Source organism: Candidatus Accumulibacter similis, assembly GCA_013347225.1.
Classification (GTDB): domain Bacteria; phylum Pseudomonadota; class Gammaproteobacteria; order Burkholderiales; family Rhodocyclaceae; genus Accumulibacter; species Accumulibacter similis.
Window position 1 is genome coordinate 1,015,254 of sequence record CP054595.1, and the last position, 21,544, is coordinate 1,036,797.

The following is a 21,544-nucleotide window of genomic DNA, read 5'->3' on the forward strand; positions in this document are numbered from 1 at the left end:
GCAGGCGGATTGTAAAAAGCTCTGAAATCTATAAACTGCCCAGGTCTGGGCGTGATGCCAGAGGCTGCGCGACTTCGTTTGCGCCGAATTGTACACTTGATCCCCCCGGGAGCGGACCAGCGTTGGAACAGCGCGCAACAGGCAACACCGCCGAGTTGGCTCCGGCCTCCGACAAGCCGCTGCCAGCCGGCTGAATGACGCGCATCCACAAGCCGCTGGATCCGCATTTCGCCGAGCGCGTGCGGGCCAGTTTCGCGCGCCAGCAGGCGATGGCCCTGATCGGTGCCAGCATGCCGGTGATCGAGCCCGGTTACACCGAGATCCATCTGCCGCAGAGCCCGGACATCACGCAGCAGCATGGTTACATTCATGGCGGCGTGGTTGGGATGATCGCCGATTCGGCTGCCGGCTACGCGGCCAGTACGCTGACCGGGGCCGACACCGAGGTGTTGACCGTCGAGTACAAGCTCAATCTGCTGGCACCCGCCGACGGGCAGTTGCTGATCGCCGAAGGATCGGTGGTCCGCTACGGGCGGACCCTGATCGTCACCCGCGCCGAGGTCCTGGCCGTCAATCATGGCCGGAAGAACCTTTGCGCGCTGATGCAGCAGACGATCATCGCCGTCCATGGCCGCAAGGAACAGCCTGGGCAGCGTCCGGCAAGCTGATGCGCGAAGGCCGGAGCACAGCCGCGACGAGTTCGTCCATCACCCCCGCCGCCGTTCCGCGCCGGCCGGACGGCGGCGGAGCGTGGGCGCTGCGGCAGCGGCGTTCGCGCGAACCCCGATCAAGGAGCCAGAGAAATGGAATACCCGAGCCTCAGTTTTGCCCACGGTGAAACGATCGACCTGCTGCGCCGCAGCGTGCGCAGCTTTGCCGCTGGCGAGATCGCGCCACGTGCCGAGGCCATCGACCGCGACAACCTCTTCCCAGCCGCCCTCTGGCGACAGCTGGGCGACATGGGCCTGCTGGGCATCACCGCCGACGAGGAGTATGGCGGTAGCGGCCTCGGTTACCTGGCGCACATCATCGCCATGGAGGAGCTTTCGCGCGCATCGGCGAGCGTCGCGCTGTCCTATGGGGCACATTCCAATCTCTGCGTAAACCAGATCTGCCGCAACGGCACGCCGGCACAGAAGGCCCGCTTCCTGCCGAAGCTGATCTCGGGCGAACACGTCGGCGCCCTGGCGATGTCCGAGGCGAACGCCGGCTCCGACGTCGTCAGCATGCAGCTGCGTGCCGATCGCCGCGGGGACCGCTTCGTTCTCAACGGCGGCAAGATGTGGATCACCAACGGCGGCGATGCCGACACGCTGGTGGTCTACGCCAAGACCGACGTCAATGCCGGTGCGCGCGGCATTACCGCTTTCCTGGTCGAGAAGGGAATGAAGGGCTTCTCCTGCGGTGCCAAGCTGGACAAGCTCGGCATGCGCGGGTCGAATACCTACCCGCTGTTCTTCGACGACTGCGAAGTGCCCGAGGAAAACGTCCTCGGCCAGCCGGATGGCGGCGTCCGCGTGCTGATGAGCGGTCTCGACTACGAACGCGCGGTGCTCGCCGGTGGTCCGCTGGGAATCATGGCGGCTGCAATGGACCTCGTCCTGCCCTACGTGCACGATCGCAGGCAGTTTGGCCAGCCGATCGGCGAGTTCCAGCTGATGCAGGGCAAGATCGCCGACATGTACACCACCTTCAACGTCTGCCGCGCCTACGTCTACGCGGTGGGCGAGGCCTGCGACCGTGGCGAGACGACGCGCAAGGACGCCGCCGGCGCCATCCTCTACGCGGCCGAGAAGGCGACCTGGATGGCCGGCGAGGCGATCCAGGTGCTGGGGGGCAACGGCTACATCAATGACTACCCGGCGGGCCGCCTGTGGCGTGATGCCAAACTGTACGAGATCGGCGCCGGCACCTCGGAGATTCGCCGCATGCTGATCGGCCGGGAGTTGTTCGCCGAGACGCTGTAGGGCATCATCCTGCCTGACGGGCCGGCGCCGTGGCGATCGCCTGCCGCGACGCCCGGGCCGCCCGCCACGTACCTCTGTCCGCATGACACATGATCCGAAGGAATCCGGAAAGCGATGAGCACCAAGCTGAGCATCCTGACCGCCGCCGACGGCGTGCAACTCGAGCACGTACGCCAGTTCATCCGCACCTACGCTGCCTGGCTGGGCGTCGACCTTTCGTTCCAGGACTTCGACCAGGAGATGTCTGCGCTGCCGGGGGCGTACGCGCCACCGGCAGGGCGGCTGTTCTACGCCGAACGCGACGGCGAGCCGGCCGGCTGCGTGGCGATCCGCCCATTCTCGGCAGGACTGTGCGAGCTGAAGCGGCTCTACGTCGAACCACGCCACCGCAGCTACGGTGTCGGTCGCGATCTGACGCTGGCTGCCATCAAGGCAGCGAAGGAGATCGGTTACCGCAAGCTGTTGCTCGATACGCTGCCGGCGATGCGCGTCGCCGTCAAGCTCTACCGCGAACTCGGCTTCAAGGAGACGCCGGCCTACTACCAGACGCCTCTCGAAGGGACGATGTTTCTCGCCCTTGACCTGGAAAACTGGTCGGCAGAGGAGGTTGCGACCGAGAACCTCTTTCACCTCTTCGACTTCAATCGTGCCTGGGCAGATCGCATGCAGCAGATCGACCCGGAGTACTTTCTCAAGCTGTCGCGCCTGCAGACGCCACAGTACCTCTGGATTGGCTGCTCCGATTCGCGGGTTCCGGCGAACGAGATCTGCGGCCTGCTGCCGGGCGAGCTGTTCGTTCATCGCAACGTCGCCAACGTAGTCGTGCACACCGACCTAAACTGCCTGTCGGTCGTCCAGTTCGCGGTCGATGTGCTCAAGGTACGGCACATCATGGTCGTCGGCCACTATGGCTGCGGTGGCGTCAAGGCGGCACTGCGACGTGATCGTGCCGGCCTGGTCGACATCTGGCTGCGACATGTGCGTGACGTGCACGACAAGCACTTGGCGCTGGTGGACGAACTGCCAGCGGAACGGCAGCACGACCGCCTGTGCGAACTCAACGTGCTGGAACAGGTTGCCAACGTCTGCCACACCTTCGTTGTCCAGGATGCCTGGCAACGCGGTCAGCCGGTGACCGTGCACGGCTGGATCTATGGCCTGCACGATGGTCTGCTGCGCGATCTCGGGGTGACCATACATCGCCGCGAAGACGTGCTGACCAACTACACCCTGGCGCTCGAGGCACTGCCCAAGTGAGGAGCGCGTCGTGAGCAGTCTGGCAGAGCGCGCGGCGGCACCGTCGGCGACCTACCTCAAGCTCGTCGCCACCGCCGTGCTCTGGGGTGCCACCTGGATCGCCGGTCGGGTTGCCGTCAGCGAGGCGGCACCGCTGGCTGTGGCCAGCTGGCGCTTCCTCCTCGCCGCGCTGTTGCTCGGCGCTCTGGTCGTCCAGAGAGAAGGCTGGCCGCGCTGGTCGCGCAGCGACTGGCTGACCCTGACGGCGCTCGGCGCCAGCGGCATCTTCCTCTACAACCTGTGCTTCCTCTACGGGCTGCAAGTGATCGAGGCTGGCCGGGGCGCGCTGGTCGTCGCTCTGACGCCGGCCCTGGTCGCCGCCAGCGACTGGCTGTTCTTCGGCGCGCCGATGTCCCCGCTCAAGGCCGCGGGAATCATCGTCGCGATGTTCGGCTGCCTGCTGGTAGTCAGCAACGGCCATCTGCAGCTTCTCGTAAGCGGACAGATCGGCGCCGGCGAATGGCTGATCATCGGCTGCAGCGTGCTGTGGGCGGTCTATACTTTCATCGGCCGCCGCGCCACGCGCTCGTTGTCGCCACTGGCGATGACCTTCGGTGCCAGCCTCACCGGCTGTGCGATGCTGACCAGCGCCGCCCTCCTGCAGGGCTCGCTGTTCAGCCTGGCCGGCACGACCTGGCGCGCCTGGACCTCGATCGCCTTTCTCGGCATTTTCGGTGTGGCGCTGGCCTTTACCTGGTACGCCGCGGCGGTGCGGGAGCTCGGTGCCACGCGCTCGGCGGCGTTCATCAACCTGGTCCCGGTCAGCGCCGTCCTGCTCGGTGCGCTGCTGCTGCACGAGCGGCTCGGGATCGCCGTTCTCGCTGGCGGTTCGTTGGTGATCGTCGGCGTCCTGATGACCAATCACGCCGGTGCGCACCTCGCGACTGGCGCCCACAGCAAGGAGAAGACCGCATGATCTTGACCCAGGAACAGGAAATGATCCGCGACTCGCTGCGCGACTTCGCGCAGGAGCGGCTGGCGCCCTTTGCTGCCGAGTGGGACCGCCACCACACCTTCCCTGCCGAAGCGCTGCGCGAACTGGGCGAACTCGGAGCGCTCGGCATGGTCGTCCCCGAGGAATGGGGCGGCGCCGGCATGGACTACATGTCGCTGGTCCTCGTCCTCGAGGAGATCGCTGCCGGCGACGGCGCCACGTCGACGATCGTCAGTGTGCAGAACTCGCTCGCCTGCGGCATCACGATGAAGTACGGCAGCGACGAACAGAAGGAAAACTGGCTGAAGCCGCTGGCGCGTGGCGAGATGCTCGGGTGCTTCTGTCTCACCGAGCCGCATACCGGCTCGGATGCGGCCGCCATCACCACCCGCGCCGACCGCGACGGCGACGACTTCGTCCTCAACGGCGTCAAGCAGTTCATCACCACCGGCAAGTACGCGCAGGTCGCCATCGTCTTTGCGGTCACCGACCGGTCCGCAGGCAAGAAGGGCATCTCGTGCTTCCTGGTGCCGACCGAAACGCCGGGATACATCGTCGCCCGCATCGAGGAGAAGATGGGCCAGCGCGCTTCGGACACGGCGCAGATCCTCTTCGAGAACTGCCGCATCCCGGCCTCCTGCCTGCTCGGCCGGGAGGGCGACGGCTACCGCATCGCGCTGTCCAACCTCGAGGCGGGCCGCATCGGCATCGCTGCCCAGTCGGTCGGCATGGCGCGCGCCGCGTTCGAGGCGGCGGTGCAGTACGCGCGCGAGCGCGAGACCTTCGGCAAGCCGATCATCGAGCACCAGGCAGTCAGCTTCCGCCTCGCCGACATGGCGACGCAGATCGATGCCGCCCGGCTGCTCGTCTGGCGCGCCGCGACCTACAAGGACGCCGGCAGGCCGTGCCTGAAGGAGGCGTCGATGGCCAAGATGTTCGCTTCGGAGATGGCGGAACGGGTCTGCTCGGACGCGATCCAGATTCTTGGCGGTTATGGCTACGTCAGCGATTTTCCGGTCGAGCGGATCTATCGGGACGTGCGTGTCTGCCAGATTTACGAGGGCGCGAACGACATCCAGCGTCTGGTGATCGGCCGCGCCGTCGCCGGCGAATGAGACGAGCGGCTGCCGCCTGCGTCCTGGCACCAATGGCGCCGCAATGGACGAACTGGCCACTGGGTACCTGTCCGGCGGGTTTGGCATCGAGGCCATTCGTGGCGAACCCGGCAGCCTGTCGGCGCCCCTGCCGATCCGCCCCAAGATGGTTCCGCAGAACGGATTCCTGCATGCCGCGACGGCGGCAGTACCAGTACCGCACCACAGCCTGACAGCTCTCGAGGATTCACCATGTCACAACCGATCGACTTCTACTTCGACTTCTCCTCGCCTTATGGCTACCTCGCCTCGGAGAAGATCGATGGGCTTGCCGCCCGCTTCGGGCGCAAGGTGCGGTGGCGACCGATCCTGCTCGGCGTCGTCTTCCGGCAGACCGGTGGTGCGCCGCTGACCCGCATTCCGCTGAAGGGCGAGTACTCGCTGCACGACTTCGCGCGCTCCGCGCGCTTCCTTGGCATCCCCTACGCCCATCCGGAGAACTTCCCGCTGAGCACGCAGCAGGCCGCGCGCGCCTACTACTGGCTGCACGACCAGGATTGCGAGGCGGCACGCGCCTTTGCGCACGCCGTCTTCCGCAGCCTGTACACCGAGGGGCGCGACGTCTCGGAGATCGACGTGGTTCTCGCCATCGCCGCCGAACAGAAGGTCGATCGCACCGCACTGGCCGCCGCGCTCGCGGGCCAGGCGCTGAAGGATCGCCTGAAGGCCGAGTGTGAGGCGGCGATCGCCCGCGGCGTCTTTGGTTCGCCATACATCGTTGTCGATGGCGAACCGTTCTTTGGCGCCGATCGCCTGCCGCAAATCGAGCGCTGGCTGGCCAGCGGAGGCTTCTGATGCCCGTTCTCGACAGCCGGCTCGATGTCCGCAGCGCCGACTTCAAGGCCAGTGTGGCGGCGATGGCCAGGATCGTCGCCGATCTGCGGGCGACGGTCGAGCGGATCGCGCTGGGAGGTCCCGAGGCTGCCAGGCAGAAGCATCTGGCGCGCGGCAAGCTGCTGCCACGCGAGCGGGTCGATGCACTGATCGACCCCGGTTCCGCATTCCTCGAATTGTCGCAGCTCGCCGCCTACGGCATGTACGGTGACGCGCACTCCTTCGAGGTGCCAGCGGCGTCGCTGATCACCGGCATCGGGCGCGTCAATGGTGTCGAGTGCATGATCATTGCCAACGATGCGACGGTGAAGGGGGGCACCTACTACCCGCTGACGGTCAAGAAGCACCTGCGGGCGCAGGAGATCGCCGGCGAGAACCGCCTGCCGTGCATCTACCTGGTCGATTCGGGTGGCGCCTTCCTGCCGATGCAGGATGAAGTCTTTCCCGACCGGGAGCATTTCGGCCGCATCTTCTACAACCAGGCCCGCCTCTCGGCGGCCGGCATTCCGCAGATCGCGGCGGTCCTGGGCTCGTGCACGGCGGGCGGCGCCTACGTGCCGGCGATGTGCGATGAATCGATCATCGTCAAGGAGCAGGGGACGATCTTCCTCGGCGGCCCGCCGCTGGTCAAGGCGGCGACCGGGGAGGTGGTCAGCGCCGAGGATCTCGGTGGCGCAGACGTCCATACCCGCGTCTCGGGAGTCGCCGACCACTATGCCGAGAACGACGCACACGCGCTGGCCATTGCCCGTCGCATCGTTGGCAATCTCAACTGGCAGAAGCGGCCGGCAGTCAGCCTCGGCGAACCACGGCCACCGCTGCATCCCGCCGACGAGCTGTACGGGGTGATTCCGACCGATGCCCGGAAGCCCTTCGACGTGCGCGAGATCATTGCCCGCATCGTCGACGGCTCCGACTTCGACGAGTTCAAGGCGCGTTACGGGATGACCATCGTTTGCGGCCTTGCGCGCCTGTGGGGCTATCCCCTGGGAATCGTCGCCAACAACGGCATCCTGTTCTCCGAGTCGTCACTGAAAGCCGCGCACTTCGTCGAACTGTGCGCGCAACGCGGGGTGCCGCTGCTCTTCCTGCAGAACATCACCGGCTTCATGGTCGGCCGCAAGTACGAGAACGGCGGCATCGCGCGCGACGGGGCGAAGATGGTCACCGCCGTCGCCTGCGCCAATGTGCCGAAGTTCACGGTGGTCATCGGTGGCTCCTTCGGCGCCGGCAATTATGGCATGTGTGGACGTGCCTACTCGCCACGCCTGCTGTGGATGTGGCCGAACGCCCGCATCTCGGTGATGGGCGGCGAGCAGGCGGCGAACGTCCTGGCAACGGTTCGTCGCGATGGCCTCGAGGCTGCCGGCAAGACGTGGAGCGCAGACGATGAGGAGGCCTTCAAGGCGCCGATCCGCGAGCAGTACGAGCGGCAGGGCCACCCCTACTATGCCAGCGCCCGCCTTTGGGACGACGGCGTGATCGACCCTGCCGATACCCGGCGGGTGCTCGGTCTCGGCCTGTCGGCGGCGTTGAACGCCCACCCCGAGCCGACCCGGTTCGGCATTTTCCGCATGTAGGGCCAGGCATGAGCGAGTATCGATCGATCATCACCGAGGTCGATGGCGCCGTCGGCATCCTGACGCTGAACCGTGCACAGCGCCACAACGCCTTCGACGACGAACTGATCACCGAGCTCACCGCGGGCCTGCGGCAACTCGCGGCGGATTCGCGGGTGCGCGTCGTCGTCCTCTCGTCGACCGGCAGGAGCTTCTGCGCCGGTGCCGACCTCAACTGGATGAAGCGGGCCGCCGGCTACACGCCGGAGGAGAACCTGCTCGATGCCAACCGGCTCGCCGATCTGCTGGCGACGCTGAACGAACTGCCGAAGCCGACGATCGCCCGCGTCCAGGGCGCGGCGTACGGCGGCGGTGTCGGGCTGATCGCCGCCTGCGATCTGGCAGTCGGTACCTACGACGCGATCTTCGCCCTCAGTGAGGTCAAGCTGGGCATCGTGCCGGCGGTGATCAGCCCGTACGTGCTGGCGGCGATCGGCGAGCGCTACAGCCGGCGCTACATGCTGACCGCGGAGCGCTTTTCCGCCGCCGAAGCCTACCGCATCGGGTTGTTGCATGAACTCGTCCCGGGCGAGGAGGAACTCGATGACGCGATCGCCGAGATCGTCGAAGCCCTGCTGGCCAACGGACCGAATGCGCAGGCGGAATGCAAGTCGCTGATCCGTGTCGTCGCCGGGCAGCCGATCGATGCCGAGACGATCGCCGAGACGACACAGCGGATCACACGCGTTCGTGCCAGCGACGAGGGAAGGGAAGGCCTGGCCGCCTTCCTTGAGAAGCGGCCGCCCGACTGGCTGGCCGACTGAGATGACGAGGATCCGCGCGGCAGCGTGCCGTGTCAACAGCCTGTCCGGCGCTGCTTGCCGGACAGGCGAACGAGGTGGCTGAATGTTCAGCAAGATTCTGATCGCCAACCGCGGAGAGATCGCCTGCCGCGTGATCCGAACGGCCCGTCGCATGGGGGTGCGTACAGTTGCCGTCTATTCCGAAGCCGACGCCAACGCACGCCATGTCCGTCTCGCCGACGAGGCGGTGTGCATCGGCCCGGCGGCGGCACGCGAGTCCTATCTCCTCGGCGAGCGGATGCTCGAAGCGGCGGCACGCAGCGCCGCGCAGGCGATCCACCCCGGCTATGGCTTCCTGTCGGAGAACGACGCCTTCGCCGAGGCCTGCGTGACCGCCGGCATCAGCTTCATCGGTCCGCCAGCGGCAGCGATCCGCGCCATGGGGTCGAAATCGGCGGCGAAGAACCTGCTGGCGGCAGCCGGCGTGCCGCTGACCCCCGGCTACCACGGCGACGAGCAGGATGCGGACATCCTGCGGCAACAGGCGGATGCGATCGGCTATCCGGTACTGATCAAGGCCACCGCGGGTGGTGGCGGCAAGGGAATGCGGCTGGTCGAACAGCGTGCGGATTTCACTGCCGCCCTCGCCTCGTGCCAGCGTGAGGCGAGCGCCGCCTTCGGCAATGGGCAGGTGCTGATCGAGAAGTACCTGCGTCATTCGCGACACATCGAGATCCAGGTCTTCGCCGACTCGCACGGCAACTGCGTCCATCTCTTCGAGCGCGACTGTTCGGTGCAGCGCCGGCACCAGAAGGTCGTCGAAGAGGCGCCTGCGCCGGGCATGACGGCCGAGCGGCGGGCGGCAATGGGGCGGGCGGCAGTCGATGCGGCACTGGCCGTCGGTTACGTCGGAGCCGGAACCGTCGAGTTCATTGCCAGCGATGCCTTTCCGCAAGCCGGCAGCTTCTACTTCATGGAGATGAACACGCGCCTGCAGGTCGAGCATCCGGTGACCGAGATGATCACCGGACAGGACCTCGTGGAGTGGCAGTTGCGAGTCGCCAGCGGCGAGCGCCTGCCACTGCGCCAGGATCAGCTCGACATTCGCGGCCATGCACTCGAGGCGCGGATCTACGCCGAGAATCCCGAGCAGGAGTTCCTGCCGTCGACCGGTCGCCTGCTGCACCTCGCACGCCCGGCCGAAAGCCTCAACGTGCGGGTGGACACGGGAATCGAGCAGGGCGACGAGATCAGCCCGTTCTACGACCCGATGATCGCCAAGCTGATCGTCTGGGACGTCGACCGGCACGCGGCACTGGCACGCATGCGGCAGGCCCTGGCCGATTACCGCATCGTTGGCGTCAGCACCAACGTCGATTTCCTCTCGCGCCTTGTCGCCTGCCCGGCGTTCGCCAATGCCGATCTCGATACCGGCCTCATCGAACGCAGCCGCAGTTTCCTCTTCCCCGCTCGCGGCGAACCGCCCAGCAGCGTCTTTTTCGTCGCTGCCGTTGCCGGTCTGCTGCGCGAGCACGCTGCTGCGCTTGCCAGGTCGGGCCACTCCGGCGACCCGTGGTCGCCATGGAGTCTGCACGATGGCTGGCGACTCAATCTGCACCCGCGACGCACCTTGAGCTACCGTTTTGCCGGGGTCCGCTACGAGGTGCTGGTCGCCTATGAAACCGATGGCTGGCGGCTGACACTGGGTGGCGAGTCGGTCCTCGCACGCGGCCGCTTTCTCGACAGCGGGCAGTTCGCTGGTCAGTTGGCAGTCGAACTCGATGATCGCCGACTGATCGCGAGCGTCATCGCCGTCAACGAGAAGCAGGAGCAGAGACGTCACGTCTTCCTCGACGGCACGAACTACGTCATCCTGCGCGACGATCCGCTGCATCTCGTCGCCGCCGGTGGTGCCCACGGCGGTGGTCTGACCGCGCCGATGCCGGGCAGGATCGTCGCCTTGCTGGCTGCGCCGGGACAGCGGGTCGAGAAGGGAGTGCCGCTGCTGATCCTCGAAGCGATGAAGATGGAGCACACGATCACCGCGCCGATGAACGGCAGGGTCCGCGCTTTCTGCTACGTCGCCGGCGACCAGGTGGCCGATGGCGCGACGCTCGTGGACTTTGCAGCGGAGGCCTGAGATGCGGTTGCCGGAATCGGTGAAACTGGTCGAGGTCGGCCCGCGTGATGGGCTGCAGAACGAGAGGCAGATCGTCCCGACGGCGGTCAAGGTCGGAATGATCGAGCGCCTCTGCGACGCCGGCCTGCCGGTCATCGAAGCCGGTTCCTTCGTCTCGCCGCAGTGGGTGCCGCAGATGGCGGACAGTGGCGAGGTCCTGCGGGCGGTGCTGGCAAGCCCGCGGCGGCGGCGCGGCGTGTCGTTTCCGGTCCTGACACCGAATCTCAGAGGTTTCGATGCGGCGGTCGAAGCCGGCGCGCGGCAGGTCGCCATCTTCGCTGCGGTCTCGGAATCCTTCTCGCAGAAGAACATCAACTGCAGCGTCAGCGAGAGCCTGAAGCGCTTCGCTGCCGTCGTCGATTCCGCCAGCGCGCTCGATATCCCGGTCCGCGGCTACGTTTCCTGCGTCATCGCCTGCCCCTACGAAGGCCGCATCGCGCCGCAGAAGGTGGCCGCGGTGGCACAGCGACTGTTCGAGATGGGTTGCCACGAGATCTCGCTTGGCGATACGATTGGTGCCGGTACGCCGGTGCGGGTGCAGCAGATGATCGAGGCTTGCGCGGCGGTGGTACCGCTGGACAGGCTGGCGGGGCACTACCACGATACCTACGGGATGGCGATCGCCAACGTCTATGCCTCGCTCGAAGTCGGCATGGCGGTGTTCGACAGCTCGATCGGCGGCCTTGGCGGCTGCCCGTACGCGCCCGGTGCCAGCGGCAACGTGGCGACCGAGGATGTGCTTTTCCTGCTGCAGGGACTGGGGATCGACTCGGGGATGGACATGGATGCTCTGCTGATCGCCAGTGAGTACATCGCGCAGCACCTCGGCCGTCAGCCGGCAGCCAAGGCGGCGCGCGCGCTTCTCAGCAGACGCGGCGGTGACGAATGAGCAACCGGCCTGGCGAGGCACGGTGGCCGCTGATGCAAAGCGTTGCCTCCCCGTGCATCAACGTCTGCCGCATCGACAGCGACAGCGGCTTCTGCCTCGGTTGCTTTCGCACGATCGCGGAGATCAGCTTGTGGAGTCGCGCTTCGACGGCTGAGCGCCTGCAGGTCCTGGTCGCCGTCGAGAGGCGCCGTGCCGAGCACGACCCGCAGGGCTGTGCCGCCGGTGGCGAGTTCCGTGGCGATTGCGAGTGCTGATCGTGAGCGAGCCGGCAGATGACTATCTTTGCGTCGGCATCTGCATGCCGGATCCGGATTCCGGCTATTGCCTGGGTTGCGGCAGGCCGCCGCTACCGGTCTCGCCGGTCACCCAGGGCATCGTCGTGATCGAGGAACGGCGCAGTGCGCGCATCCCCGACGAACTGCCCGACAGCGACAGCGTGCGCCGGCGCTGATGCTTCCCGCCAGCCTGCTGGTCATCGAGCGTGGCTGGCTCTCGTCGAACAGCATTCTCTTCCTCGAGGGCGACCGGGCGGCCGTGATCGACAGCGGCTACGTCACGCACGCGGCACAGACCGTTGCCCTGGTCGACAACGCCCTCGCCGGTCGTCGTCTCTGCCGATTGCTCAACACGCACTCGCACTCCGATCACATCGGTGGCAATGCAGCGCTGACTGCCGCTTTCGGTTGTCGGGTGATCGTCCCGCAGGGGATCGATGCGACGATCGCCGAATGGGACGAGGAAGCGCTCCTGCTGTCGCCGCTGGGCCAGTCGGCGGCGAGGTTTCGCCATGATGCGACGATCGCCGCCGGCGATGAGGTCGAACTGGGCGGGCTGTGCTGGCGGGCGATCGCCGTTCCTGGCCACGACATGGACGCGCTCGCCTTCCACAACCCGGAGCAGCGCCTGCTGATCTCTGGTGATGCGCTGTGGCGCAATGGCTTCGGCGTCATCTTTTCGGAGCTGCTGCGGCATCCCGAGGGCGCCGGCGGCCTGCGGGCAGCGCGCGAGACTCTCGACGAACTGGCACGCCTGCCGATCGATGTCGTGATTCCGGGTCACGGCGCCCCGTTCGTCGAGGTCGGCGACGCCTTCGAGCGCGCCTATCAGCGGCTGGCGGCCTTCGAAGCGGACGTCGAGCTCTTGGCGAGACACGCGCTCAAGGTGATCCTTGCCTTCGCCCTGCTGGAAAGGCGGCGTCTGGAGCGTGCCGAACTACCCGCCTTTCTTGCCCGGCTGAGCTTCTGCCAGAGTGTGAACGCACGTTACCTGCAGCACAGCGATGAAGCGCTGGCGCACTGGCTGGTCAGGGATCTCGTGCGCGCCGGGGCAGTGCGGGAGGTCGAGGGAATGCTGCTGGCCATCTGAACTTCTGGGTCGTAGTGGGCGCGCGCGCGGCACCAGAGCGCGCCCCACGGTCGTGAAACATCCCCTGCGCAGCCAAGCCGCGCCGGTGCTTGCTCGCGTCACCCCGTCGCCGGGTCGTGAAGACTTCCCGGGAGCGTCTCAGCGGCTAGCGGTCTGCGCCAGCTTCTCCTCGATCCTGGCCACCGGAACCGCGCCCGGGATGCGCTCGCCATCGGTGAAGAAGATCGTCGGCGTACCATTGATCGCCAGCTTGCGGCCGATCTCGATGGTCTTCTTGACCGCCGTCGTATCGCAGTCGCCCTTGCCGCCGGGCGCCTTGCCGTCGACCATCCAGTCGTTCCATGCTTTTGCCTTGTCCGCTGCGCACCATATCCGGTTCGACTTGTCGAGTGAGTCCGGCGAGAGGATCGGGTAGAGGAAGGTGTAGATGGTGACGTTGTCGAGCTTCGCGAGATCCTTCGCCAGCTTCTTGCAGTAGCCGCAGTTGGGGTCTTCGAAGGTGGCAAAGACGCGCTTGCCGTCGCCGCGGACCTGCTTCACGGCGAGTGTCAGTGGCAGTTCGGAGAACTTGATGGCGGTGAGCTTTTGCAGTCGCTCGTCGGTGATGTTCTTCATGCTCTTGCCGTCGATCAGCGCGCCGGCAATGATCACCGAGACCTTGTCGTCGGTGTAGAAGATCTGGCCGTCGGCATAGGCTTCATAGAGCCCGAGATAGGGCGTCCTCGTGAGGCTGGTCAGGGGGCGCCCGAGCTTGCTTTCGAGCGACTTCCTGACCGCAGCCTCGTCGGCCAGTGCGGGCAGGCTGAGGGTCGCGGCGAGCACGAGCGGCACGAGTCTCTTGGTGATCAATGGTCTTTCTCCGGTGATGGTCAGTGGTTCAGAATGCGCCGATGGCGTAGCGTACGAGCAGGTTCTTTACGACCGGCAAAGCATTGGTCAGGTTCATTCCGGCGTTGCGGAGCATCCCGAGCCCCGGCAGTGCGGTCCGGAAGAGCTCGTGCAGGGCATGTGTCGTCGTCTGCATCAGCAGCGTCTCCTCGCGCCGTTGCCGCTGGTAGCGCCGCAGGAGACGCGGGTTGCCGACATCCTGCCATTCCGGCACCGCAGCCAGCACGCTGGCCAGGGCGCGTGCATCCTGGAAGCCGAGGTTGATGCCGTGACCCGACAGCGGATGAATTCCGTGCGCTGCGTCGCCAACGAGGGCGACCCGTGGCGCGATGATCTGCGGTACGTGCAGCAGGCGCAAGGGAAAGGCTGCCGCCGGCGTCAGTGGCCGCAATTCACCCAGTTCGCAGTCGCCGGCGGCGGCAACGCGCGCGGCCAGCGCGTCGGCCGGCAGGTCGAGCAGCTGGCGCGCATGTGCTTCCGGCGCAGACCAGACGATCGAGATGCGATCGCCGGCCAGTGGCAGCCAGGCGAGGACCCCGTCGTGCCGAAACCACTGCCGTGCCACGCCGCGGTGTGGGGTCTGGCAGTCGAAATTGGCGACCAGCCCGAGCTCGCCATAATGGGTGTCGCTGGCCCGCAGACCCACCTTGCCGCGCACCCACGAGTCACGTCCGTCGGCAGCGACCAGCAGTCGTGCGCTGATGCGGCGATCGTCACCAAGGGTGAGGGAGGCGGCGCTATCGCCGATCTCGATGGCAGCCGGAAGCGCCGGGCAGAACAGGCTCAGGTTGCCCTGCCGCTTGACCGTCTCCCATAGCTCGCAGGTCATCAATGACGACTCGAGAATCCAGCCGAGCTCGTCAAGCCCTGTTTCGTAAGCAGAGAAATCCAGCTCGGCGCCGCGGTCGCCACGGATCTTCATGGCCGAAATCGCGCGCAGCCGTTCGCCGGGCAGGTGTTTCCAGACGCCGATCTCCTGCAGGAAGCGGCGGTTTGCCGGGGAAATCGCATAGACGCGAGCGTCCCAGCCCTGAACTGCCCGCGGCGGCTGTTGCTCGACGAGTGCCAGCCGCAGGCGACTGTCGCGCAGCGCACACGCGAGGGAAAGGCCTGCCAGGCCACCACCTACGATGAGGACGTCGAAGTCACTGACTGGCATCGGGTTGATCCGGAAAAGGGACGGGCCGCAACTGCGCCATCGCCGAACGCAGCAGCCGGCCAGTATGATGGACAATATGGCGGATGACTCCCGCTGCCAAGCTCACTGATCCAGCCTACCTTCCGGCAATCGTTCGTGCCGAGTTCGACTCGGCGCTCGACGCCCTGCTGGCGCTGACGATACCGCGAGGCGAAGCCATGGATCTGCTGGTCGCGTCCTGGCTGACAGCGGAGCCGGGATGTCTGCTGACCACCATCGACGGTGGCCGCCCGGTCGTCGTGCTGCGCACCGCGGACGGACGCTGGGCCGCGTGCAACGCCTTTCTCCACCATTCCTGCAGCAGCCACGCGGATGCCGAACGTCGCTTGCGCCGATTGCTGCGACGCCAGCAGCGCGGCTGTGTCGCCTGCCTGCCGGCGGCTGTGGTCACGCTCGCCCGCGAGACGACTCGCGCCACCGACTGACCGGCGCCGCGGCGCCAACGATCCGCGCCGGCGCTGCCGAGGCGCGGCAACTCTGGCACGCTCGACGTTCGATCCCGCGGCCGTCGCCGGCGACGGCCGCGGCCGCCGGTCGACCGGACCTAGCCCGGGCTTCCCTTCAGGCACTCGCTCATGAATTTCTTGCGCTCGTCGCCTTTCAGTTGCTTGCTGCCGGCTTCGGCGTTGCAGCTCTTCATCTTGTCCTGTTGCGTTGCCGGCGCCGGCTTGGCGCCAAGGCAGGTGCTCATGAAGCCCTTCCGCTCGTCACCCTTGAGGCCCTTTTCCCCAGCCTCGGCGTTGCACGCCTTCATTTTCTCCTGCTGCGCCTTCTGCGCGGGCGAGGCTTCCTTCTTCTCTTCGACAGCGACCGCGCTGCTGGCGGCAATGGCGAGTGCAACAAGGGCGACGGCTGCTTTCACGGCACTTCTCCTCGTATTGATGGGGAGTGCTGATTAGGCCATTGCTAGAGTTCGCCGTCAAGCAGGGCCTGCTGCTGGCGGTTGATGAAATCACTCATGCTGTCGATGCCGCGTAGTTGCAGGATGCTGTTGCGTACCGCAGCCTCGAGGAGGACGGCGATGTTCCGCCCGGCGGCGACCGGAATCACCACCTTGCGTATGGCAACCCCCAGAATGTCCTGCGTTTGCGCGTCCAGCGGCAGGCGAGGCCCGTCGGCCCGACTGAGCGGGCGCTGCAGATGCACGATCAGCTTCAGTTTCATGCGGCGACGTGAGGCGGTCTCGCCGAAAATGGTGCGAATGTTGAGCAGCCCGAGCCCACGCACTTCTAGGTAGTCACGCAACATGCTCGGACATCGCCCCTCAATGGTCGTCGGTGCGATGCATGCGAGTTCGACGACATCGTCGGCTACCAGCCCGTGACCGCGGGTGATCAGCTCGAGCGCGAGTTCGCTCTTGCCGACGCCCGAGTCGCCGGTGATCAGAACACCCATGCCGAAGACGTCCATCAGTACGCCATGCACCGACGTCGAGCCGGCGAGCCGACGCGAAAGATAGATGCGCAACAGGTCGATCACTGCCGAACAGGGTTTCGGACTGACGAACAACGGTGTCGAAGTCGACTGGCAGGCCTCGCTGATCGCCGGCAGCACCTCGACATCGTCGGCGACGATCAGCGCCGGCGGTCGCGCAGCCATCAATTCCCGTACCTGATTGCGCAGACGTTCTGTGCTGACGCGATTGCCCCAGTCGTTCTCGGCACGGCCGATGACCTGCAGGCGCTCCGGATGGATGAGGTTGAGGTGGCCAACGACCTCGGCACCAAAATAGCCCTGATCCCTGAGCTCGATCTGTCGGTCCACGCCGACGGCCACCACCCAGGTCAGTTTCAGTTTCTCCCGATGGTCCTCGTAGAGCTGGACGACACTGAACTGACGCTGGGCGTTCATGGCCCGGCAGCGAAGATCTGGCGGATGGTTTGCGCGTCGGGAGCCTTGCTCAGCGCTTCGCGACAGCTGCGGTCCGAGAAGTGCTGTGCCAGTTCGGAGAGTATCTGCAGGTGCTGCTCGGTGGCCACCTCGGGAACGAGCAGGATGAACAGCAGCGCCACCGGCTTCCCATCGGGAGAGTCGAAGGGGACCGGAGCGGCCAGCCGGAGGAAGGCTCCCGTGGCGTCCTTCAGGCCCTTGATTCGCCCGTGCGGGATTGCAACGCCCTGCCCAAGCCCGGTCGAACCGAGCTTTTCGCGTGCAAAGAGGCTGTCGAACACCGTGCTGCGCGCAATGCCGATATAGTTCTCGAACAGCAGCCCGACGTGTTCGAAAGCGCGTTTCTTGCTGCTGACGTCGAGGTCGAGAATGATGTTCTCGAGGGGAAGTAGTTGGGTGATATGGCTCATGCGACAAGACCTGAATGACGAACGTGTGCTAGCGGAAAAGGGTACACCCGGACGATCCGGCTAGCGATCGTCCGGCTGTCGACGCGCTGAAGGTCACTCGGCAACGATGTGGTCGGTGATCTTGTTGCCGCGATGATGGTCCTGGAGTTTCTGCTTGTACCTCTGCACCTGACGTTCGAGCTTGTCCACCAGGCCATCGACCGCGGCGTAGAGGTCTTCGTCCACCGATTCGACATAGACATCCTTGCCGGCCAGGTGTACGGTCACTTCTGCCTTCTGCTTCAGCTTGTCCACCGAAAGAATCACGTTGACGTCGATCACGTTGTCGAAGTGGCGGGTGATTCGTTCGAGCTTGCCGGTGACGTAGTCGTGCAGCGCCGGGGTGACCTCGAGGTGGTGTCCACTGACTTGCAGGTTCATGGTGTGGCTCCTTCTTCTAAATGGACTTGCGTAAACTGACCGGCGGGATATTGAGCGACTCACGGTATTTTGCAATTGTTCGCCGTGCGACAACAATGCCCTGCTGACCAAGAACCTCGGATATCTGGCCATCCGAGAGAGGCTTCGTCGGCTCTTCCGTGGCAATCATCTGCTTGATGAGGGCCCGGATCGCCGTTGCCGAGCAGGCTCCGCCGGTTTCGGTACCGACGTGACTGCCAAAGAAATACTTCAACTCGAAGATCCCGCGCGGCGTTGCCATGTACTTCTGTGTCGTGACTCGCGAAATGGTCGACTCATGCAACCCCAGCGTTTCGGCGATCTCGCGCAGCACGAGAGGCCGCATGGCGACTTCGCCATGTTCGAGGAATTGGCGCTGCCGTTCGACAATAGCCTGCGCCACTCGCAGGATGGTGTCAAACCGTTGCTGTACATTTCGGATCAGCCAGCGCGCTTCCTGCAACTGAACGGACAGGCCCGAACCGCGCTGGCGGGAAAGAATCTGGGCGTACAGGCTGTTGATCCGCAGGCGTGGAAAGGCGTCGGCATTGACGCTGGCCGACCATTGTCCCCGCACCTTGCGCACGACGACATCCGGCACGATGTAGCGCGTCTCCGTGCTGGCATAGGCGGCGCCGGGGCGCGGGTTGAGACTGCAGATCAGCAGGTGGGCCGCGCGCAGGGCTTCGTCGTCGGCGCCGGTCTGCTTCTTCAGGCGTGCGAAGTCATGGCTGGCCAGCAGGTCGAGGTGCTGCAGGACGATTTCCTGTGCCAGACTGCTGGTCCCGGTCGGCGGCATGGCCATCAGCTGCAGAGCCAGACACTCCTGGGCACTGCGTGCACCGACGCCTGTCGGGTCGAGGTTCTGCAGGTACCGGAGCGCGATCTGCAGGTCCTCGAGGCCGACATCGAGTTCGTCGGGCATGGCCTGCGCAATCTCCTCGAGCGGTTGCGACAGGTAGCCGTCGTCGTCAAGGGCGTCGATCAGATAGCCCACCAGAGCGCGGTCTCGCTCGGAGATCGAGGTGAGGGCAAGCTGCCACAGGAGATGGTCGCGCAGCGAGACGGTCGCTGCCTGCACGTCCTGATAGTCGTTGTCTCCGTCATCGTCACCGTCGAACGAGCCGGCAGAGCCGCCGCTGCCGAAGTGCTCGTCGGGCCAGCCGTCGTCGTCGCCGGCGACCGGTCCCGACGACGGCTCGGCGCTCGGCTCGCTCTCCTGGAAATCACCGTCGGCGCGGTCATCCGGCAGCGCCGGCGGCTGCACGTACTCCTCTGCCCGCTCGAGCAGCGGGTTCTCCTGCAGAAACTTCTCCAGCTCATGCTCGAGTTCGACCGTCGACAACTGCAGGAGCCGAATCGACTGCTGCAGTTGTGGGGTCAACGCAAGATGCTGGGTTAGCTTGAGCGTTAGGGATGGTTTCATGTGCGGAACCGGGTGAGCCACCGTACCGGCACGGTAGACTGCCCGTCTGGTTCTCTGATCATCACCGAAGGGCTGTCGCGATTAGAGGCGGAAGTTCTCGCCCAGGTACACCTTGCGGACGTTTTCATTATAAATGATTTCGTCCGGACGACCGGCGGCGAGGACGCTTCCCTCGTTGATGATGTAGGCGTGGTCGCAAATGCCCAGCGTCTCGCGAACGTTGTGGTCGGTGATGAGGACGCCGATGCCGCGCTCCTTCAGGAAGCGGATGATGCGCTGGATGTCCAGTACCGCGATCGGATCGACCCCGGCGAAGGGTTCGTCGAGGAGGATGAAACGTGGTTCGGTGGCCAGCGCGCGAGCGATTTCAACCCGTCGCCGCTCGCCACCGGAGAGCGACGTCGCCGGGTTCGCGCGCAGGTGGCCGATGTGCAGTTCCTCGAGCAGGAGTTCGCTGCGTTCCTCAATCTGGATGGCGGGCAGCCGCTGCAGTTCGAGGACGGCACGGATGTTCTCGCTGACCGTCAGTTTGCGGAAGACCGAGGCTTCCTGCGGCAGATACGAGACACCGAGTCGGGCACGCTTGTGGATCGGCAGGTGCGTCAGCTCGACGTCATCGAGACGCACCTCGCCGCCATCGCAGGCGACGAGACCGACCACCATGTAGAAGCAGGTGGTCTTGCCTGCGCCATTCGGGCCGAGGAGGCCGACGACCTCGCCGCTCGTCACCTCGAACGAAACGTCATGCACAACGGTGCGCGCCTTGTAGCGCTTGTTGAGCATGATCGTGGACAGGGTGCTCTGTTTTGCTGACATGTTCACTCGTCGTCAGGGGCGGCACGCAGTACGCGCCGAATGGTCTCGGCGGAGAATCCCCGGCCCGCGAGAAAGCGCATCTGCCGCGCCCGCTCTGCCGCATCGCCGGGAGCGGCTGGCTGCTGTCCGAAGCGTCGCGCCCAGACGCGCCGTGCTCGTGTCAGCTCATCCTCGGTGCCCGTCAGTGCGGCACGGACGAGTTCTTCGGCAATTCCCTTCGCCCGGAGTTCATGCGCCAGTCGATCGTCGCCGAAGCGCTGGGCACGCGCCCTGAGTCGGCTGCTGGCGTAACGGCAATCGGATTGCAGGCCGCTGCTGCCCAGATCGTCGAGCACTGCCGCGAGCTCCTGCGGACCCTCCGCCTGCGGGGCGAGCTTGTCGATCAACTCCCGGCGCGTGTGCTCACGACGCGCCAGCAGGCGCAGCGCCCGGTCGCGCAGCGCGTCTGCCATCAACCGGCGCTCAGGCGGTGGCGACACTGGTTCCCGGCGACGGTACCTTCACCGCGGCGCGAATGCGGCTCTCGATCTCCTGCGCCACGTCGGGCTTGCTCTTGAGGTATTCGCGGGCGTTGTCCTTGCCCTGGCCGATCTTCTCGCCATTGTAGGAATACCACGAGCCGGACTTCTCGACCAGCTTGTGCAGCACTCCGAGCTCGACGATTTCACCTTCGCGCGAAGTCCCCTCGCCATAGAGGATGTCGAAGATGGCTTCCCGGAATGGTGGCGCGACCTTGTTCTTCACCACCTTGACCCGGGTCTCGTTGCCGATCACCTCATCGCCCTTCTTGATGCTGCCAATGCGCCGGATGTCGAGTCGCACCGAAGCGTAGAACTTGAGGGCGTTGCCACCGGTAGTCGTTTCCGGGCTGCCGAACATGACGCCGATCTTCATCCGGATCTGGTTGATGAAGATCACCAGGGTATTGGTGCGGTTGATGTTGGCCGTCAGCTTGCGCAGCGCCTGGCTCATCAGCCTCGCCTGCAGCCCGGGCAGCGAGTCGCCCATGTCGCCTTCGATTTCGGCCTTGGGAACCAGCGCCGCGACTGAATCGATCACCACCACGTCCACGCTGGCCGACCGCACCAGCATGTCGGCGATTTCGAGTGCCTGTTCCCCGGTGTCAGGCTGCGAGATCAGCAACTCGTCGAGCTTGACGCCGAGTTTCTGCGCGTAACCGGGATCGAGCGCATGCTCGGCATCGACGAAGGCCGCCGTGCCACCCATCTTCTGCATCTCGGCGATCACCTGCAGCGTCAGCGTCGTCTTGCCCGATGATTCCGGTCCATAGATTTCTACCACACGGCCACGCGGCAGGCCGCCAATGCCCAGCGCGATGTCCAGCCCGAGAGAACCGGTCGACACCACCGGGATGTCGGTGACCACGCTCCCCTCACCCATGCGCATGATCGAACCCTTGCCAAACTGCTTTTCGATCTGCGCCAGCGCCACAGCCAGAGCCTTCGACTTGTTGTCGTCCATTGTCGCCTGTCCTTGA

The 21,544-nt window shown here is 65.7% G+C and carries 24 protein-coding genes; 14 read left to right on the forward strand and 10 right to left on the reverse strand.

All coding sequences use genetic code 11. The features are described from left to right. Positions 1 to 194 precede the first annotated feature (194 nt). The 13 genes from HT579_04590 (at position 195) to HT579_04650 (ending at position 12,980) form a co-directional block, all read left to right on the forward strand. Positions 195 to 668, forward strand: coding sequence for a PaaI family thioesterase (locus HT579_04590; GenBank protein ID QKS28273.1), 474 nt, complete (start codon positions 195 to 197; stop codon positions 666 to 668). 135 nt (positions 669 to 803) lie between these two features. Next, positions 804 to 1,967: an isovaleryl-CoA dehydrogenase gene (locus tag HT579_04595; protein QKS28274.1), complete on the forward strand. Its 1,164-nt coding sequence runs from the start codon at positions 804 to 806 to the stop codon at positions 1,965 to 1,967. Positions 1,968 to 2,081: 114 nt separating this feature from the next. Further along, positions 2,082 to 3,224, forward strand: a complete 1,143-nt coding sequence (gene can / locus HT579_04600) for a carbonate dehydratase (protein QKS28275.1) — start codon at positions 2,082 to 2,084, stop codon at positions 3,222 to 3,224. A 10-nt stretch (positions 3,225 to 3,234) separates the two neighbouring features. Beyond that, positions 3,235 to 4,179 (forward strand): EamA family transporter, encoded by a 945-nt coding sequence (locus tag HT579_04605; protein ID QKS28276.1) that lies wholly within the window; start codon positions 3,235 to 3,237, stop codon positions 4,177 to 4,179. Continuing rightward, positions 4,176 to 5,312, forward strand: a complete 1,137-nt coding sequence (locus tag HT579_04610; GenBank protein ID QKS28277.1) for an acyl-CoA dehydrogenase — start codon at positions 4,176 to 4,178, stop codon at positions 5,310 to 5,312. Before HT579_04605 ends, HT579_04610 begins: the two co-directional genes overlap by 4 nt. A 231-nt stretch (positions 5,313 to 5,543) precedes the next feature. After that, positions 5,544 to 6,146: a 2-hydroxychromene-2-carboxylate isomerase gene (locus HT579_04615; GenBank protein QKS28278.1), complete on the forward strand. Its 603-nt coding sequence runs from the start codon at positions 5,544 to 5,546 to the stop codon at positions 6,144 to 6,146. Continuing rightward, complete coding sequence (locus HT579_04620) at positions 6,146 to 7,765, forward strand: methylcrotonoyl-CoA carboxylase (GenBank protein ID QKS28279.1); 1,620 nt, start codon at positions 6,146 to 6,148, stop codon at positions 7,763 to 7,765. The genes HT579_04615 and HT579_04620 overlap by 1 nt, the downstream gene beginning before the upstream one ends. A gap of 8 nt (positions 7,766 to 7,773) precedes the next feature. Beyond that, the gene (locus tag HT579_04625; protein ID QKS28280.1) at positions 7,774 to 8,568 is read left to right on the forward strand and encodes an enoyl-CoA hydratase/isomerase family protein; all 795 of its coding nucleotides are present in this window, start codon (positions 7,774 to 7,776) and stop codon (positions 8,566 to 8,568) included. A gap of 82 nt (positions 8,569 to 8,650) precedes the next feature. Next, complete coding sequence (locus HT579_04630) at positions 8,651 to 10,687, forward strand: acetyl/propionyl/methylcrotonyl-CoA carboxylase subunit alpha (GenBank protein QKS28281.1); 2,037 nt, start codon at positions 8,651 to 8,653, stop codon at positions 10,685 to 10,687. A 1-nt stretch (position 10,688) separates the two neighbouring features. Further along, positions 10,689 to 11,615, forward strand: a complete 927-nt coding sequence (locus tag HT579_04635; protein ID QKS28282.1) for a hydroxymethylglutaryl-CoA lyase — start codon at positions 10,689 to 10,691, stop codon at positions 11,613 to 11,615. A gap of 32 nt (positions 11,616 to 11,647) precedes the next feature. After that, on the forward strand, positions 11,648 to 11,869 hold the full coding sequence (locus HT579_04640) for a DUF1289 domain-containing protein (protein QKS28283.1): 222 nt from the start codon (positions 11,648 to 11,650) through the stop codon (positions 11,867 to 11,869). Continuing rightward, entirely contained in the window at positions 11,863 to 12,066 is a 204-nt protein-coding gene (locus tag HT579_04645) for a DUF1289 domain-containing protein (GenBank protein ID QKS28284.1), read from the forward strand. Before HT579_04640 ends, HT579_04645 begins: the two co-directional genes overlap by 7 nt. Then, complete coding sequence (locus HT579_04650) at positions 12,066 to 12,980, forward strand: MBL fold metallo-hydrolase (protein ID QKS28285.1); 915 nt, start codon at positions 12,066 to 12,068, stop codon at positions 12,978 to 12,980. The genes HT579_04645 and HT579_04650 overlap by 1 nt, the downstream gene beginning before the upstream one ends. A gap of 138 nt (positions 12,981 to 13,118) precedes the next feature. Here the strand turns inward: HT579_04650 and HT579_04655 are convergent, their stop codons facing one another. Further along, on the reverse strand, positions 13,119 to 13,826 hold the full coding sequence (locus tag HT579_04655; GenBank protein ID QKS31502.1) for a DsbC family protein: 708 nt from the start codon (positions 13,824 to 13,826) through the stop codon (positions 13,119 to 13,121). A gap of 31 nt (positions 13,827 to 13,857) precedes the next feature. Continuing rightward, positions 13,858 to 15,027, reverse strand: a complete 1,170-nt coding sequence (locus tag HT579_04660; protein ID QKS28286.1) for a UbiH/UbiF family hydroxylase — start codon at positions 15,025 to 15,027, stop codon at positions 13,858 to 13,860. 83 nt (positions 15,028 to 15,110) lie between these two features. Here HT579_04660 and HT579_04665 point away from each other — a divergent pair, with 83 nt between their 5' ends. After that, a complete protein-coding gene (locus HT579_04665; protein ID QKS28287.1) occupies positions 15,111 to 15,491 on the forward strand; it encodes a hypothetical protein in 381 nt (126 codons plus the stop codon). A gap of 119 nt (positions 15,492 to 15,610) precedes the next feature. On the opposite strand, the gene HT579_04670 is transcribed toward HT579_04665, so the two are convergent. The 8 genes from HT579_04670 to recA all read right to left on the reverse strand — a co-directional run bounded on the left by HT579_04670 (position 15,611) and on the right by recA (position 21,528). Beyond that, the gene (locus tag HT579_04670; protein ID QKS28288.1) at positions 15,611 to 15,928 is read right to left on the reverse strand and encodes a phosphate-starvation-inducible protein PsiF; all 318 of its coding nucleotides are present in this window, start codon (positions 15,926 to 15,928) and stop codon (positions 15,611 to 15,613) included. A gap of 44 nt (positions 15,929 to 15,972) precedes the next feature. Further along, positions 15,973 to 16,917, reverse strand: a complete 945-nt coding sequence (locus HT579_04675; protein QKS28289.1) for an HPr kinase/phosphorylase — start codon at positions 16,915 to 16,917, stop codon at positions 15,973 to 15,975. Further along, a complete protein-coding gene (ptsN, locus tag HT579_04680) occupies positions 16,914 to 17,366 on the reverse strand; it encodes a PTS IIA-like nitrogen regulatory protein PtsN (protein QKS28290.1) in 453 nt (150 codons plus the stop codon). The genes HT579_04675 and ptsN overlap by 4 nt, the downstream gene beginning before the upstream one ends. A 93-nt stretch (positions 17,367 to 17,459) precedes the next feature. Continuing rightward, positions 17,460 to 17,786, reverse strand: coding sequence for a ribosome-associated translation inhibitor RaiA (raiA, locus tag HT579_04685; GenBank protein ID QKS28291.1), 327 nt, complete (start codon positions 17,784 to 17,786; stop codon positions 17,460 to 17,462). Positions 17,787 to 17,802: 16 nt separating this feature from the next. Continuing rightward, on the reverse strand, positions 17,803 to 19,230 hold the full coding sequence (locus HT579_04690) for an RNA polymerase factor sigma-54 (protein ID QKS28292.1): 1,428 nt from the start codon (positions 19,228 to 19,230) through the stop codon (positions 17,803 to 17,805). An 81-nt stretch (positions 19,231 to 19,311) separates the two neighbouring features. Beyond that, positions 19,312 to 20,046 carry an LPS export ABC transporter ATP-binding protein gene (gene lptB / locus HT579_04695; GenBank protein ID QKS28293.1) on the reverse strand — a complete coding sequence of 245 codons (735 nt, stop codon included), beginning with the start codon at positions 20,044 to 20,046 and terminating at the stop codon, positions 19,312 to 19,314. A 2-nt stretch (positions 20,047 to 20,048) separates the two neighbouring features. Further along, on the reverse strand, positions 20,049 to 20,498 hold the full coding sequence (recX, locus tag HT579_04700; protein ID QKS28294.1) for a recombination regulator RecX: 450 nt from the start codon (positions 20,496 to 20,498) through the stop codon (positions 20,049 to 20,051). 10 nt (positions 20,499 to 20,508) lie between these two features. Beyond that, positions 20,509 to 21,528, reverse strand: coding sequence for a recombinase RecA (gene recA, locus HT579_04705; protein ID QKS28295.1), 1,020 nt, complete (start codon positions 21,526 to 21,528; stop codon positions 20,509 to 20,511). Between the last annotated feature and the right edge of the window lie 16 nt (positions 21,529 to 21,544).